This is a genomic window from Clostridium felsineum DSM 794, assembly GCF_002006355.2.
Classification (GTDB): Bacteria; Bacillota; Clostridia; order Clostridiales; family Clostridiaceae; genus Clostridium_S; species Clostridium_S felsineum.
Genome location: NZ_CP096980.1, coordinates 1,894,518 through 1,908,739, shown reverse-complemented (window position 1 = coordinate 1,908,739; position 14,222 = coordinate 1,894,518). Strand labels below are relative to the sequence as shown.

The 14,222-nt window shown below is 28.7% G+C and carries 15 protein-coding genes; 1 reads left to right on the top strand and 14 read right to left on the bottom strand.

Features of this window, described 5'->3' with window-relative positions; all coding sequences use genetic code 11:
• Nucleotides 1–31: 31 nt before the first annotated feature.
• From holA to CLFE_RS08900, 5 genes are all read right to left on the bottom strand, one after another.
• Nucleotides 32–1,060: a DNA polymerase III subunit delta gene (gene holA / locus CLFE_RS08920; RefSeq protein ID WP_077893746.1), complete on the bottom strand. Its 1,029-nt coding sequence runs from the start codon at nt 1,058–1,060 to the stop codon at nt 32–34.
• Nucleotides 1,057–2,805, bottom strand: a complete 1,749-nt coding sequence (locus tag CLFE_RS08915; RefSeq protein ID WP_077893745.1) for a ComEC/Rec2 family competence protein — start codon at nt 2,803–2,805, stop codon at nt 1,057–1,059. Before CLFE_RS08915 ends, holA begins: the two co-directional genes overlap by 4 nt.
• Nucleotides 2,802–3,101, bottom strand: coding sequence for a hypothetical protein (locus CLFE_RS08910; protein WP_077852447.1), 300 nt, complete (start codon nt 3,099–3,101; stop codon nt 2,802–2,804). Before CLFE_RS08910 ends, CLFE_RS08915 begins: the two co-directional genes overlap by 4 nt.
• Nucleotides 3,102–3,161: 60 nt before the next feature.
• The gene (locus CLFE_RS08905; protein WP_077893744.1) at nt 3,162–5,702 is read right to left on the bottom strand and encodes a P-type ATPase actuator domain-containing protein; all 2,541 of its coding nucleotides are present in this window, start codon (nt 5,700–5,702) and stop codon (nt 3,162–3,164) included.
• A gap of 137 nt (nt 5,703–5,839) precedes the next feature.
• Complete coding sequence (locus tag CLFE_RS08900) at nt 5,840–6,466, bottom strand: ComEA family DNA-binding protein (RefSeq protein ID WP_077893743.1); 627 nt, start codon at nt 6,464–6,466, stop codon at nt 5,840–5,842.
• A gap of 150 nt (nt 6,467–6,616) precedes the next feature.
• Between CLFE_RS08900 and CLFE_RS08895 the strand changes: the two genes are divergently transcribed.
• Nucleotides 6,617–7,897: a D-alanyl-D-alanine carboxypeptidase family protein gene (locus tag CLFE_RS08895; RefSeq protein ID WP_077893742.1), complete on the top strand. Its 1,281-nt coding sequence runs from the start codon at nt 6,617–6,619 to the stop codon at nt 7,895–7,897.
• Nucleotides 7,898–7,947: 50 nt separating this feature from the next.
• Here CLFE_RS08895 and CLFE_RS08890 read toward each other — a convergent pair whose 3' ends face one another.
• The 9 genes from CLFE_RS08890 to rplU all read right to left on the bottom strand — a co-directional run bounded on the left by CLFE_RS08890 (nt 7,948) and on the right by rplU (nt 14,096).
• A complete protein-coding gene (locus CLFE_RS08890; protein WP_077893741.1) occupies nt 7,948–8,847 on the bottom strand; it encodes an RluA family pseudouridine synthase in 900 nt (299 codons plus the stop codon).
• 14 nt (nt 8,848–8,861) lie between these two features.
• Entirely contained in the window at nt 8,862–10,079 is a 1,218-nt protein-coding gene (locus tag CLFE_RS08885; RefSeq protein WP_077893740.1) for an LCP family protein, read from the bottom strand.
• A gap of 9 nt (nt 10,080–10,088) precedes the next feature.
• On the bottom strand, nt 10,089–10,658 hold the full coding sequence (yqeK, locus tag CLFE_RS08880) for a bis(5'-nucleosyl)-tetraphosphatase (symmetrical) YqeK (protein WP_077833447.1): 570 nt from the start codon (nt 10,656–10,658) through the stop codon (nt 10,089–10,091).
• Nucleotides 10,659–10,673: 15 nt separating this feature from the next.
• On the bottom strand, nt 10,674–11,276 hold the full coding sequence (gene nadD, locus CLFE_RS08875; protein WP_077833448.1) for a nicotinate-nucleotide adenylyltransferase: 603 nt from the start codon (nt 11,274–11,276) through the stop codon (nt 10,674–10,676).
• 46 nt (nt 11,277–11,322) lie between these two features.
• Nucleotides 11,323–11,616: a YhbY family RNA-binding protein gene (locus CLFE_RS08870; RefSeq protein ID WP_077833449.1), complete on the bottom strand. Its 294-nt coding sequence runs from the start codon at nt 11,614–11,616 to the stop codon at nt 11,323–11,325.
• Nucleotides 11,617–11,626: 10 nt separating this feature from the next.
• Nucleotides 11,627–12,901 (bottom strand): GTPase ObgE, encoded by a 1,275-nt coding sequence (obgE, locus tag CLFE_RS08865; protein ID WP_077852454.1) that lies wholly within the window; start codon nt 12,899–12,901, stop codon nt 11,627–11,629.
• Between the two features lie 200 nt (nt 12,902–13,101).
• Complete coding sequence (gene rpmA, locus CLFE_RS08860) at nt 13,102–13,404, bottom strand: 50S ribosomal protein L27 (protein ID WP_077833451.1); 303 nt, start codon at nt 13,402–13,404, stop codon at nt 13,102–13,104.
• Between the two features lie 3 nt (nt 13,405–13,407).
• Nucleotides 13,408–13,782: a ribosomal-processing cysteine protease Prp gene (locus tag CLFE_RS08855; RefSeq protein ID WP_077852455.1), complete on the bottom strand. Its 375-nt coding sequence runs from the start codon at nt 13,780–13,782 to the stop codon at nt 13,408–13,410.
• Nucleotides 13,783–13,784: 2 nt separating this feature from the next.
• Nucleotides 13,785–14,096: a 50S ribosomal protein L21 gene (rplU, locus tag CLFE_RS08850; RefSeq protein ID WP_077833453.1), complete on the bottom strand. Its 312-nt coding sequence runs from the start codon at nt 14,094–14,096 to the stop codon at nt 13,785–13,787.
• Between the last annotated feature and the right edge of the window lie 126 nt (nt 14,097–14,222).

Here is a 14,222-nt window from a genome sequence, read left to right as displayed (position 1 = left end):
AAAAACCGGTTATACCGGCTTTTTTTATATTCTAAATTATTGCTAAATTTATAATAAGTACTTCCATTTTAAACTTAGGATCTCCTGAAACACTCTTTAGTTCCTTTTCTGTATTAAGACATATCTCTAATGACTTAAGTATTTTCTTAGTGGTAAACTTTTTGCATTCATTTATCATCTTATCACACACATATGGATTTAATTTTAATTCCTTAATAAGGGTTTCCTTACTTTCTCTATTTTCAACTCCTATTTTTATACTTAACATAAGCTTAAACTGTCTTTCAATCATATAAAGTATACTATTAGCCTTTATACCCTTGTACATAATTTCATTTAAAACCGTTATTGCCATCTCAGGCTTTGACTTAGAAATATAATCTACTAAATTAAAAATGTCATCTGTTTCATTAGGCTGAAGAAGCTTATCTATATCTTCCTTTGTTATCTCTCTTTCAACAGCGTAACAGCATAATTTTTCAATTTCATTATATACTATGTCCATATTGTTCTCTACCTTACTACAAAAATAATTAAGTTCTGTTTTTCCTATTTGTTTGCCCTTACTTACGAATACCTCTTTTACTTTTTTTTGAAACTGCATTCCTCTTAATTTTGCAAATTCAACCACACATGCTTTTTTATCAAATTTTCTAATTCTATATGATGGCTTCTCTCTTGCATTATCAAACACATAATACATAATTAAAATACAATGCTTAGGAATATTTGCTACATATTTATCTATTTCTTTAATTAGCTTATCAGAATTTTTATTGGCATTTGAATTATCACTTAAAAAGCCTGCTCTATAAACAACTACCATTCTTTTATCACTCATAAATGGAACAGTCTCACAAGCATTTAAAATATCTTGAAATTCTACTTCATTTCCGTCAAACACACTATAATTAAGGCTTTCAAAGTCTTGATTTACTGATTTTTTTAATATTTTACTTATACTTTCCTTCATAAGTTTTTCATTAAAACCACACATTATGTAAACATTTTTTATATTATTCTTAGCAATATTTTCTTCAAGTTCAGTATAGTTAATCATTTTTCACACCCTTTTGAAACTAAAACTTTTCCATTTATAAAATCAACTTTTGCTTTTGTAGCAAGAAAGGAATACTTATTAGAACTTTCCATTTTAATTATACCATAACTATTAGAATAAAATTTATTATAATATATACTATCATTTTTAATATCAACTATCTTATTTCTTTTATAGTATATCTGAACACCTTTATCAAAACAAATAGTATAATTATTTTTCATATTTAAAGTATATTTATTCTTTATACTAACTAACTTATTCACTCCTAAACTACTGAGCATATTTTCCTTTTGATTGTCATTCTTCATTCTGTAATTCGTAATAAATGCCTTGTATCCTTCATATCTAATAACATATGCTTGTTTATTATTTACATTAACACATTCTACCTGAAAAATAGTATTGTACGAATTAAATATTATAGCTGCGCCAAATAATATTGGTAAATACATAAACTTTCTATATCCTTTTTTTATCATTATAAAACTTAAAAATATGCCTAGCAGACAAATACTTTGAGTTTCTGATAAATATATTATTGGTGGTGTTATTTTTAAGACCATTCTTGTAAGTCCATCCGTGCTTTTTAAAAGTATATTTATAAAATAGCATAGTACTTCAAATACCACATTTAATTTATAAAAGATTCCACCCAAGTTTCCTAATATTATAAGAACAGAATATATTGGTACTATTACTAAGTTTCCCAGTATAAATCCTCCACTAAAGGTTTTTAAAACAAATCCAGCATATGGAACAGAAAAAATCTGAGCACTTAAAGTCAAGCTTATACTTTCATTCAACTTTTTAGGAAGCCTATATAGTACTCGAAGTATTTTTCTATAATACAGCATTATTCCTAATGTTGCAAGATAAGATAAAACTGCCCCAATATTAAAAATATAATACGGACTAAAAATTAAAAGTAATATACCCGATAGTGCTAAGGAAGACATAGAATCATAATTTTTATAAACCTTCATCGAAATCTTTAGAATAAATATCATAAAAAATGCCCTCATTGTAGCTGGTAGACACCCCGTAAAAATAACATATATTAAAGATACCACCATTGCCGAAGCTAATCCAAAAGTTTTTTCTAAAATTTCATATATTACTGCCATGTGCATACCTGACACACTTACCGCATGAATTATACCAAGCTTCTTTAGCTCATTTTTATCCTTCTGACTTAGATTGGACGTATCACCAAAGCAAAGGGACATAATTATTCCTGCTCTATCTTTACCAATTTTTGAAGCATATTTCTCATATATATTTTCTCTAATATCATACATATTAGTTATAAGGTCATTTTTCCTTTTCTCAATTTCCTTTACCTTTATAATTCCGATGATTCCATTTCCATAATCAATATCTTTTTTATAATCCCCCTTTAATCTAACTTTTTCTCCAAATTTAAATTTAATATTTTTTCCTTCAATGTTTATCTTTCGCCCTTTATAATTCCCTATAAAGTAAATTCCACTTTTATCACATATCCTTATATCTATTGCCTTTTTATTGTCCACATTAACATTAAAATAATATACAAAACAAAATAATCCTATTAAAAAAAACAAAAAATTAATAAATGCAAATTCTTTTTTCAAAGTAAAAAATATAATACCAAAAAAAGATGCAGCTATAACTGCACCTATTACTATACTATTTTTCAGAAGAGCAGCGGTTAAAATCCCTAATATAATAGATACAAAATAAAAAACAAGTGGCTTCTTCATCTTGTTCTATTGTGGTCATATCCACGCATATTAAGTGAATCCGGAACATTCATAGGCTTTTCACTTTCACTTAAATCCACATCAACGTATAATTGTACTACATTGTTATCAATGGATACATCCTTAACCTTAGGTATGCCTTCCCTTCCCTTTTCTTTGAAATAATTATTTACAAAATCTGCTGCTGTACTTTTACTTACACTCTCGTAACTAAATAAAAAGTCATTTTTAGGAATATTTAAACAAACACTATTATCCTTCTCTGAATTAAAAGTTTCATATACACTATCAAACATACCAATGCACCTCCATTGGTATTTTAACCAAATTCGAATAACAATAATCAATAATCTATTTTATTCTGTAAATATTTTTTTCATGAATATAACAGCTGCTTGTACTACCACAACTATTCCAATAATTCTCATATCATACATGCTTAATTTATCAATCCCAAACATATAAGTTCCTAAATTACTTAAAGCTATAACTAACTGAAAAACTAAATTTAAAAATATTAAAATAAAAAAGCTTATATTTTTCTCAAATTTATCAAACAGCCCATATATTATCTGTTCAAATATAATGGCCCAAAATACAAAAACATGAATATTAATACTACTAAAAGCACTACTTGCCAAAATTATAACCGCAGGAATAACTCCATTAATAGCTACCGAAAACAGGCTTATATCCCATACCTCTTCCTCCAAATTAAAATCATACTGTGTTATAACTTTTTTGTAGTTTAAAAAAATTGCAATTCCATTAATTATAACGTTAAAAAATAGTACCCACAATATTTCACTAATATTAAATTTCAAGTCTAAATCATTAATATAAAATAGCAACAATAATACTATAAAATTAAAATTCCAAATAAAAATATAGTTAACTAAATTTTTAAGAGATATAATTAACTTCCTACTGTTTATAATCATATTTGTAATTATTCCCATATCATTCTTTTCAAAATCTATATCACTTAATTTTTTTACTATTTTATTAGAATTCTCGCCATAAGATATAAATAAATCCCCTTCATTTAAAGCAGGTAATTCTGTTAATTTTGACCCCGAGTTTAAAACATTATAGCCTAAATCTTTTAAATTTTTTATAACACTTCTCTTATTTTCTTCTGAAGCCCTAGAATATACTTTAACCTTTTCGACATTATTTATTATCTCCTCAGTAGAAATATTATCCATTTCTACTCCTGATAAGACTTCACTCGAATCCCTAACAATGTTCATCCTTTTTCCACTAGCTATAGCCCCTAACTTTCCATCTTCCGTAAAAACAACTGGTCTTATGGAATTTACATAGCATTTTTCAACTGCCTTTAGGGTATTCTCTTTAAGAATACTTTCAAATCCTATAAGTCCAACAAATACTAGATTACTTTCTATATTTTCGTCATCACTAGGCCTATATGTAAAATTTCTATAAGCAAATGCCATTACATAAAGGCATTCATTACTCATTTTCATGTCAGCCATCTTTATATTATTAATCGCCTCTTTTGTAAGTTCTCTTTCAACTCCATCTACCATATAATGGGTACAGTTTTTAAGTATAACATCAACAGAACCCTTTACATTTGCTCTATATCTTTTTTTCATCTTATTTATCGTGGTTTTAATTCTCTTGTTTCCATTATACGGTATTTCAAAAACTCTTTTGGCTATTTCTAAATCTACATCACCTGTTTCAACAAACTCTACTATTGCTTTTTCTGCTGCATTTAAAGTTTTATTCAAATTCTTATTAGATGTACAATCATTACATAAAAAGCCTATTTCAAGTATTCTTTTTATATTAGCATTTATAATAAATTTAGAATCAAAATTTATTATGGCTTCATTATCATAGAACTTTCTTACAAACATTTTACTTTTAGTTAAAGCTTCTTCCTTATCTGTTACAATAACATTAACTCTAGATAAATTTTCAATTATAGATAAAAATTTAAGCTCAATATGTTTCGATTTAAAATACGTCTTTATAACCCTAAAAATAGAATACAGTAAAATTAATATATTTATAGGTGCACCTGAAAAGAGCAAAAATGATGTTTTATATAAGGATTCATTTAAAGTTTTCCCATTAGAATTCATAAAAAACATAAGTATTACCCATATAACAAACGAAAAAATAGATATGTAATTCATCCCACTCTTAACTTTATTTATTAAAAAGTTTCTATTCTTATCATAGTTCAATGTTGATGTCATTATTTTTCCAAATTCAGTTCTATCACCAACAGCAACTACTATACCTTGACCTTCTCCTGATTGTACAATTGATGATTTAAAAAGCATGTTTCCCATTTCTGACATTTCTAGAACCTCTGTGTATATTTTAGAAGAGAACTTTTCAATTATACTTTCATCACCTGTTACACTAACTTCATTTACCTTTAAATCACTGCACTCTATTATTCTTATATCTCCTGGAATTGTGCTCCCCTTGGAAAATATCACTATATCTCCAACAACTAAGTCTTCAGAGTTAATGTTTATAAGCTTACCTGATCTAAGTACATTTACTTTACTCAAATTAATTTTTTCAATATTTTTGATAATTTTATAGTTTCTATAATGTGGTAATATACTTATTACTAATGCAATTATATTAAGAGTCAATGTTATAAAAAAGTAATTAAATTTTCCTAAATAAAGAAATATAACTGAACAAAAAATCAAAAAAACAAACCATGGATTAATTATCTCCTTAACCATATTTAGGATTAATTTTTTATTTTTTGTACTAACAACCTTATTGCTTCCATATAAGTTTCTGTTTTGTATTACTTCTTCATCAGTAAGTCCCCTAGTGTAATTGCTTCTAAAAAGATTAACAACATCCACAGCTGCTAACCCATACCAATCTGCCACTTTTATCACCTCATAACAATGGAAAATATAACTTTAGTGTGATTAAGTTTCTAATATAGTACTATATTAATGCTATAAAGAAAACTTTACAATTATTATATTTATATCATTTTTTATCGTTTTTATTTTAATATTCTTTAATTTATATTTACATATTCCATTAAATCTTGGCCTCTTTTTTTTCCTATTGCCTTTTGTAAATCCTCTACTGAATTTATTTTACCACCATTTTTCTCTCTATAATCAACTATTTTTTTAGCAATACCTTCACCTACACCCTTTATTTTTTTATTTACTATATCTTCTACAGTTGCTGTATTTATATCTAATTTTTCATCATTAGTATTATTAGAAGTCGATGTTAAATTGCCATTAGTATTGTTAGCTACCGCTTTATTAACATTTTCTCCTTGAGCTTTAACATATATATTTGCTCCATCTAGCACTTTAGCAGCACCATTTATACTAAATTTATCTGCATTATCTGAAAATCCACCTGCTGAATTCACTAAATCCTTAACCATACTATTACCCTTTAATGAGTATACTCCCGGATTTTTTACCGCTCCAAAAATCTGAGCATTTATCTCCTTGTTATAATTATTTTTTACTGATGTTTCTTTTTTCTTATTCATGACTTCTGAAACAGAAGCTTTGGTGTAGTCGTCACTTTCTCCATTTTCCATTTTATATCCTATTAAAATCATTACTACAAATATAATAATTATAGCAACAGATCCTACAATGGTCTTTTTATTTTTCACTCTATTACCTCTCTTACTCAATTAATCTTTATTTTAAATAAATAAGTCTTTAGTTGATATTTTTAACATATAAGTTTTTTTTAAACATTATTTTTGCCACCTTGATTTTTTTTTGGTATACTGTTATTATGAATTTTTTAGGAGGGTGACATGAGAAAATTAATATTATGCACATTTATTGTGATATTTCTATTTTCAAACGTAAGTTTAAATGTACATGCCGCTATACCAGAGCCTCCAAAAGTCTCTGCTGACGGTGTTGTTTTAATGGATGGTAATAGTGGTCAAATTTTATACTCAAAAAACATGGATGCTTCTTATCCGCCAGCGTCAACTACAAAAATAATGACAGCGCTTTTAACTCTAGAACATTGTAAATTAGATGATAAGGTGAAAGTAAGCGATAACTTCACAACAAAATATCTTCCACTTCGTGATGGAAATTCTATAGGAATAACTAACGGAGAAGAATTTACTGTTCGTGATCTTCTATATTCACTTTTAATGATATCAGCAAATGATGCGGCTGTTGCACTTGCTGAACATGTAAGCGGATCACCAGAAGCTTTTGCAACTTTAATGAACAAAAAAGCTCGTGAACTAGGATGTACGGATACAACTTTCAAAAATCCGAATGGTCTATATGATAAAGATCATAAAACCTCTGCTAAAGATTTAGCTTTAATTTTAAGAGCTCTTTCAAAATATCCAGAATATCAAAAGATTTCAACAACCCTTAATTATGAAATGGCTCCTACAAACAAAATGAATCCAGAGCAGACAAAGAAATCGAGAAATTTTTGGAATGAAGATAAGTTAATTTATAAGAGTTCAAAATACTATTATGATAAATGTATTGGAGGAAAAGCAGGATATACTATATTATCGCTTCATTCTTTTGTATCTGTTGCTAATAAGGACGACAGGAAGCTTATAGTCACCCTTGTACATAGTAAAGATAAAACTTTTTATGATGACTCAAAAGCATTATTTGAATACGGCTTTAACAACTTTCAGCAAAAAAAATTATTTTCAAAAGACTCTGTAGTTGATAATTACTCTATAAATGGTGTTAAAGTTCCTCTTTTAGCGTCAGATGACTATTATTACTCGATTGAAAATGGATCCCAAAGCGTACCTAAAGTTGTTGTAGATAAAAATTCTTTAAAGAAAAAGTCTTTCGCAAAGGGAACACAAATTATGACTGCTAAAGTTTATATTGATAAAAAACAAATATGTACTTTAAAACTTAATAGTGGTGTTTCTATAAAATCAAATAGCTCTATTACTTCTGGTCAATCCTTTATTTCATATATGGGAAATCATAAAGAAGTTATAGGATTTGCCTTATGTGTACTTTTATTGGTTTTAGCTTTACTGATTTTTAGAATAAGAGCAAAACAAGCCAAAAATAACAGTTCCTACTTTTAAGTTTTACATATATTTTTATTTAAAAAAGGTGAGTATGAGAATTTCCTTCTCTACTCACCTTTTACTGCATCTATAAGCTCCCTTATATCTTCTGGAAGTTCTACTTCGATATTAACTATTCTTCCATCTCTAGGATGTGGAAATTGGAGTTTAAATGCATGAAGCGCCTGCCTCTTAATTAAATGACTTTCTTCTCCATAAAGGCTATCACCTATTATAGGATTGCCTATACTACTCAAATGAACTCTTATTTGATGAGTTCTTCCAGTTTCAAGTATTAATTTTACCTTATCTGCATTCTTATATCTTTCCAAAACTTCAAAATGGGTTATACTTTCCTGTCCTCTTTCATCTATAACTCTTCTTATAGGCTCAGTTTCTTCTTTATATATAGGTTTATTTAGAGTTCCTTTAGTGTCACTTAAATTACCACTTACTATAGCTATATATTCTTTTTTAAAGCTGTCTAATTTCATATCTCTAGCAAGTGCCATATGAGAAAATTGATTTTTAGCTACTAAAACTAAACCTGAAGTATCCATATCAAGCCTATTAACTAGCCTAACAATGCAATTCTCCCCCTTTTCTCTAAAATAGTACAATAATCCATTAGAAAGAGTCCCATGCTGATAATTTTTAGTAGGATGAACTATCATATTAGCTGGTTTATTAAGTACTATTACATCAGAATCCTCATAAACTATATTTAAGTCCATCTTTTCAGGATCAACATTCTGGCTTTCAGCTTTATTTACATCTATCTCAATTTTGTCACCTGCTGCCACTCTATAAGATAATCTTACAACTTTTCCATTTACAAATAGTCTTTCACTAAAGGCTGCACCCCTTATTAGCCTAGTAGAGAAGCCATGAACCTGCTTTAAATAATCTTTTATTTTAGAATTTTCACGTTCTTTTTCTACAAAATATACAAGTTTATTATCCTTCATCTTTTAACCTTTCATTATTTAAAATCTTCACCTTGTAGTATTATTATATCAAACTTATCAGTTTTTTTACTTATAAGTTCAACATTATTAAGCTTTAGTTTACTCTTTATATAAGGAACCTCTCCCTCATCTATTCCATACAAAGTTACTTTTGTATTTTTAACAGGCTTCTTAGGATAATTTCCTGTAGTAAAATCACCACTTGAAAAGCCATTCTTTAAAAGTACATCCTTATATTGCTTTGCAAGACCATTTTTATCTGTACCATTTAAAATTTCTATTTTATAATTCAAACTTGGCTTTGTTACTTTTTCTGTCTTTCCTGTAACAAATATATTTTTATTCTCTTTGTGATTATATACAAAGTACGTATTTCCACCAATATACACTTCTGAACCACTTATCGCTTTAGCTCTTAAATTTTCACCTTTTACGGCTGCTAAAGCTTTTGCATACTTGTACATTTCGGATGAGGTCATATTGGTTTGGACATTCTTAGCAACTGCCTTTAATATAGATGGCATTTTAAATATCATGCTTTTTCTTTTTAAATTTTGAACTACTGCTGATACAAATTGCTGCTGATTCCTTATTCTAGCCAAATCACTGTCAATGTTTTCACTTGAATTATTATTTTTTTCCCATCTTATAAATTGTTCAGCTTTCTTTCCATCAAGTTTCTGATTTTCACCTTTGTTAAGATGTATATGAATGTTACCATTGGAATCATCATAATTCATATTATTATTTACAGTTACATTTACTCCACCAATAGAATCAACTATATTTTGAAATCCCTTATAATCCAATTGAATATAGTAATTCACATTTATTCCGAAGTTACTTTTTATAGCATTAACTAAATATTTAGGTCCTCCTATAGAACTTAATTCATTTATTTTCTTTGTATTGCCTTCATAAGTTACCTTTGTATCTCTTGGCACTGAAATAAGATTTGCACTTTTATCTTTAGGATCATAATGAAGCAGCATTATTGCATCATTTCTTTTTGAATAATCTCCAAACTCGCTTTCTTTGCGTCCTGTATCTATTCCTGTAATTAATATATTAACTGCTTCATTACTTTTAGGCTTTACAGCCGCTACATTTATATTTTTAGAATCAGTATTAATAGAGAATAAGGATACGTAGAAAAAACTACCCACACCGATTGCTATACACAACACAACAAAACAGCAAACTAATATTATCCTTTTTTTATTAAAATACATAAGCCACACCTACCCTTTTCTAGAAATCAAATAATTTCTTGCTTCTATAGTATTGTGATGAAGAAATCCACCCTTATCAATTATAAACTTAATTGTATTATCAAAAGACATCAAAAGAGCCTTATCTAAATTCTCATATGCTGCCTTCCTAAGTTTATCAACACCTTCAAAATCTCTTGTGGGTTCAATGTAATCTGCTATATATATTATTTTTTCTAAAAGGGACATATTTTCTCTTCCCGTGGTATGAAATTCTATAGAATTAAGTACATCTTCATCACAAATCCCTATAACCTTTTGTGCTAAAATTCTTCCAGCAAGGCCATGAAGAAGATAAGAATATTTCTTTTCCTCATCTTCTAATGTTATGCCTTCTTTAGTACATATTTCAATAATATTTTCTCCAGATAACTTTTTTGCACAGTCATGTACAAGTCCTGCTATTTTGGCTTTTTCTACATTTTCACCATATTTTTGGGCAAGTTCAACTGCAGTATCCATTACTCCTAAACTGTGTTTAAATCTCTTTTCACCTAAATTCTCCATTAAATAATCTGTAATTTTATCATATGACCACATTTAAAATATACACCTTCAAACATATAGTTTATTTTTTTTTATTATATCGTAAATTTTTTCTGGAACCAAATCACCTATATACTCATTTCTTCTAATTTTATGCCTTATTATTGTAGAAGATATATCTATAGGCTCAATATCCAAAAATACTATACTGTTATTGTATTTTCTTTCCAACATCTTCTTTTGTTTTGCAATCTGCTCTTTATCATAGCCACTTCTGTTAAATACTATAAACTTACATAAATTCAATATGATATTTACGTTTTTCCACTTTTCAAGATCCATAAGGCTATCTAGCCCTGCTATAAAAAACCATTCTACATCTTTTTCTACATAAGAAAAGTGTTCTAAAGTCTTATAAGTATAACTGAATCCTTCTCTTTTTATTTCATAGTCATCTATTTTAAACTTACAGTTATCTTTAATAGCCTCTCTTACCATTTCATATCTTAAATTTGCTGGAGCTATTTGCTTTTCATTTTTATGTGGAGGATTTCCCGATGGCATAAATATTACTTCATCAAGCTTAAGTTCTTCTAAACTCCTAAGTGCTATTTTTAAATGTGCATTATGAATAGGATTAAAAGTTCCTCCAAATATAGCCTTCTTCTTCATTTTATCACTCTTTTGCACTTCTAATTATAAAACTTTACACGCTTTATTATTTTATCAACTCTATTTTAGGCTTCTTTTCTGATTTTCTGTATATAACAATTTTTTTACCTATTGCTTGTATTCCTTCACATTTTAAAAGTCCACACAAAATATCACTAGCTTCTCTTGCCTGTAATCCACTACTCTCTAAAACATTTATTTTTATAAGCTCTCTAGCCTCTAATGCATCATTTATTTGCTTTACAATAGCTTCATCTATTCCGTTTTTACCTATTTGAAATATAACCTCCATAGTGTTTGCCATACTTCTTAAATAAGCTCTTTGTTTACCAGTCAATATAAATCTCCTCCTACTTTAAGAATTCAAATTCAAAATCGTTAAGTCTTACCATATCTCCATCTTTTATTCCCATTTCCTCAAGCTTTGCCATTACACCTTTATTTTTTAAAACCTTATGGAAGTATCTAAAAGAATCTGGCTCATTTACATTTACACTGGCAAGAAGTCTATCTACAAAAGTTCCTTCAATAATATAAGTATCGTCTTCTTTTCTAATTGTGTAAGTAAAATGTTTCTCTTCTGGTACAAATTTCTCTTCTTCTGATATTTCAATATCAGTAACTGGTATTGTACTCAATACTCTAGCACATTCCTTTAATAAATCTTCTACACCCATTTTTGTAGCAGCAGAAATTTTAAATACATTATCATATCCTAGTTTTTTAACTTCATCCCTAAATTTATTAAAGGCTTCATCGTCATACATCATATCTGACTTATTTGCAACTACAATTTGAGGTCTATCCCATAATTTAATATTGTATTTTTTAAGTTCTTCATTTATTTTAAGAAAATCTTCAATTGGCTCTCTACCTTCTGAACCTGATATATCAACTACATGAACTAAGAGTCTTGTTCTTTCAATATGTCTTAAAAATTCAAATCCAAGTCCAACACCTTCTGATGCACCTTCAATTATTCCTGGTATATCAGCCATTACAAAACTTGTAATTCCAGGTACATCTATCACTCCAAGATTTGGTGTTATAGTTGTAAAATGATAATTTGCAATTTTAGGTCTTGCTTTTGATGATACCGAAAGAAGAGTAGATTTTCCAACGTTAGGGAATCCTATCAATCCTACATCTGCAAGAAGTTTTAATTCTAAATTTACAAACCTTTCTTCTCCTGGCATACCTGGTTGAGCGAAGTTAGGTGCTTGCCTTGTTGGCGTACAAAATTTAACATTACCCTTTCCGCCTCTTCCACCTTTTACTACTACAAACTTATCATCTTTATGCGCTAAATCAGCCATGATTTTATTTGTTTCTACATCTCTAATCACTGTTCCCATTGGAACTCTTATGTAAAGATCTTTTCCATCTTTTCCATAGCATTTAGATCCTTGACCATTTTGACCTCTTTCTGCTGCATACTTTCTTTTATATTTGAAATCAAGCAAAGTTGTCATGTTAGCATCTACTACAAGTATTACATCTCCGCCTTCTCCACCATCTCCTCCGTCAGGTCCTCCAAGTGGTGTGTATTTCTCACGTCTAAATGATATTGCACCATCTCCACCATCTCCGGATTTAACAAAAATCCTAGCTTTATCTACAAACATTTATCTCACCTTTACCTTTTACTTTATTTCAAAAGTCTCTTTTAGTAAAATTCACACTCTAAAAACTGACTTTTTAAATTAGTATAATAGTTATTTTACTATAAAAGAATTTTTATAGATTATGTATCTATTATTCCTACATTCAATTCTTTTTATAATTTAAATTTTAAAAAAGCACCCTTAAGGAAGGGTGCTTAATATTATTCAGCTACGCTTTGTTCAATTTCAACTGGATAAACGCTTGCAAATTTCTTATCTTTTCCGCGTTTTTCGAACTTAACTAATCCATCAGCTTTAGCAAAGAGAGTATCATCTTTACCCCTGCCTACATTTGCACCTGGATGAATTTTTGTTCCTCTTTGTCTAACAATTATGTTTCCAGCTAAAACAAATTCACCATCAGAAGCTTTAACTCCAAGTCTTTTAGACTCACTGTCTCTTCCGTTTTTAGAACTACCCATTCCTTTTTTGTGGGCACATAAACTAAGATTAATTGAAAGCATAAATTACACCTCCTCAACGATAACATTTATATACTGATCATAGCTTTCCGCTAAATTTTCAAAACCTAACAATGTAGTTTTCATAAGAACTTGAGCTCTCTCAAGATCACTTAAATCTAATTTTTCAAGATTCAAAGCTATGTAACCTTCTTCGGTAGAATAATTCACTTTAATATGTAAAACCTCTTCAACACCTAGAATGCACACTTGACCCAAAAGAGATACAGCACTACAAACTGCATTATCATATAGCATATCTGTTTCTTCATCATAATTTTCAAGATGTCTTTCCGACTCCTTTGCCACACGTTCAGCATGACCTGTTATAACATAAGAAACAATAGCATCATTCTTTTTCTTAAATACTACATCAATCATGATTATGCTTCAATCTTTTCGATTACAAGTTTAGTATAAGATTGTCTGTGTCCTCTTTTTCTTCTGTAGTCTTTCTTTCTTTTATACTTGAAAACGATAATTTTCTTACTTTTACCTTGAGCTTCAACTTTTGCTATAACTTTTGCTCCTTCAACTACAGGTTTTCCTAAAACTAAACCATCTTCTTTTGAAACTGCAAGAACTTCGTTAAGTTCAATTGTTGAATCAACATCAGCTGCAATTTTTTCAACATAAATTGCATCTCCTTCTTGAACTTTGTACTGTTTTCCTCCAGTAGCTATAACTGCGTACATTAACAAACACCTCCTCATTTACGGCCTCGCCAATAGGGGTACACATTAATTTGTGTTTACTCAAAACCCGTTTTGTGCGGTCTACATGTGCCATTGTACCATATCATTTAAACTTTGTAAAGAATT

Coding starts and splice junctions, on each gene's coding strand:
- CLFE_RS08910 (WP_077852447.1), bottom strand. CDS start 3,101: ATGTTTGATAGTGTATATGAAACTTTTAATTCAGAGAAGGATAATAGT.
- rplU (WP_077833453.1), bottom strand. CDS start 14,096: ATGTACGCAGTTATAGCTACTGGAGGAAAACAGTACAAAGTTCAAGAA.
- rpmA (WP_077833451.1), bottom strand. CDS start 13,404: ATGCTTTCAATTAATCTTAGTTTATGTGCCCACAAAAAAGGAATGGGT.
- CLFE_RS08885 (WP_077893740.1), bottom strand. CDS start 10,079: ATGTATTTTAATAAAAAAAGGATAATATTAGTTTGCTGTTTTGTTGTG.
- CLFE_RS08890 (WP_077893741.1), bottom strand. CDS start 8,847: ATGAAGGATAATAAACTTGTATATTTTGTAGAAAAAGAACGTGAAAAT.
- CLFE_RS08915 (WP_077893745.1), bottom strand. CDS start 2,805: ATGAAGAAGCCACTTGTTTTTTATTTTGTATCTATTATATTAGGGATT.
- CLFE_RS08855 (WP_077852455.1), bottom strand. CDS start 13,782: ATGATTGATGTAGTATTTAAGAAAAAGAATGATGCTATTGTTTCTTAT.
- holA (WP_077893746.1), bottom strand. CDS start 1,060: ATGATTAACTATACTGAACTTGAAGAAAATATTGCTAAGAATAATATA.
- obgE (WP_077852454.1), bottom strand. CDS start 12,901: ATGTTTGTAGATAAAGCTAGGATTTTTGTTAAATCCGGAGATGGTGGA.
- yqeK (WP_077833447.1), bottom strand. CDS start 10,658: ATGTGGTCATATGATAAAATTACAGATTATTTAATGGAGAATTTAGGT.
- CLFE_RS08895 (WP_077893742.1), top strand. CDS start 6,617: ATGAGAAAATTAATATTATGCACATTTATTGTGATATTTCTATTTTCA.
- nadD (WP_077833448.1), bottom strand. CDS start 11,276: ATGAAGAAGAAGGCTATATTTGGAGGAACTTTTAATCCTATTCATAAT.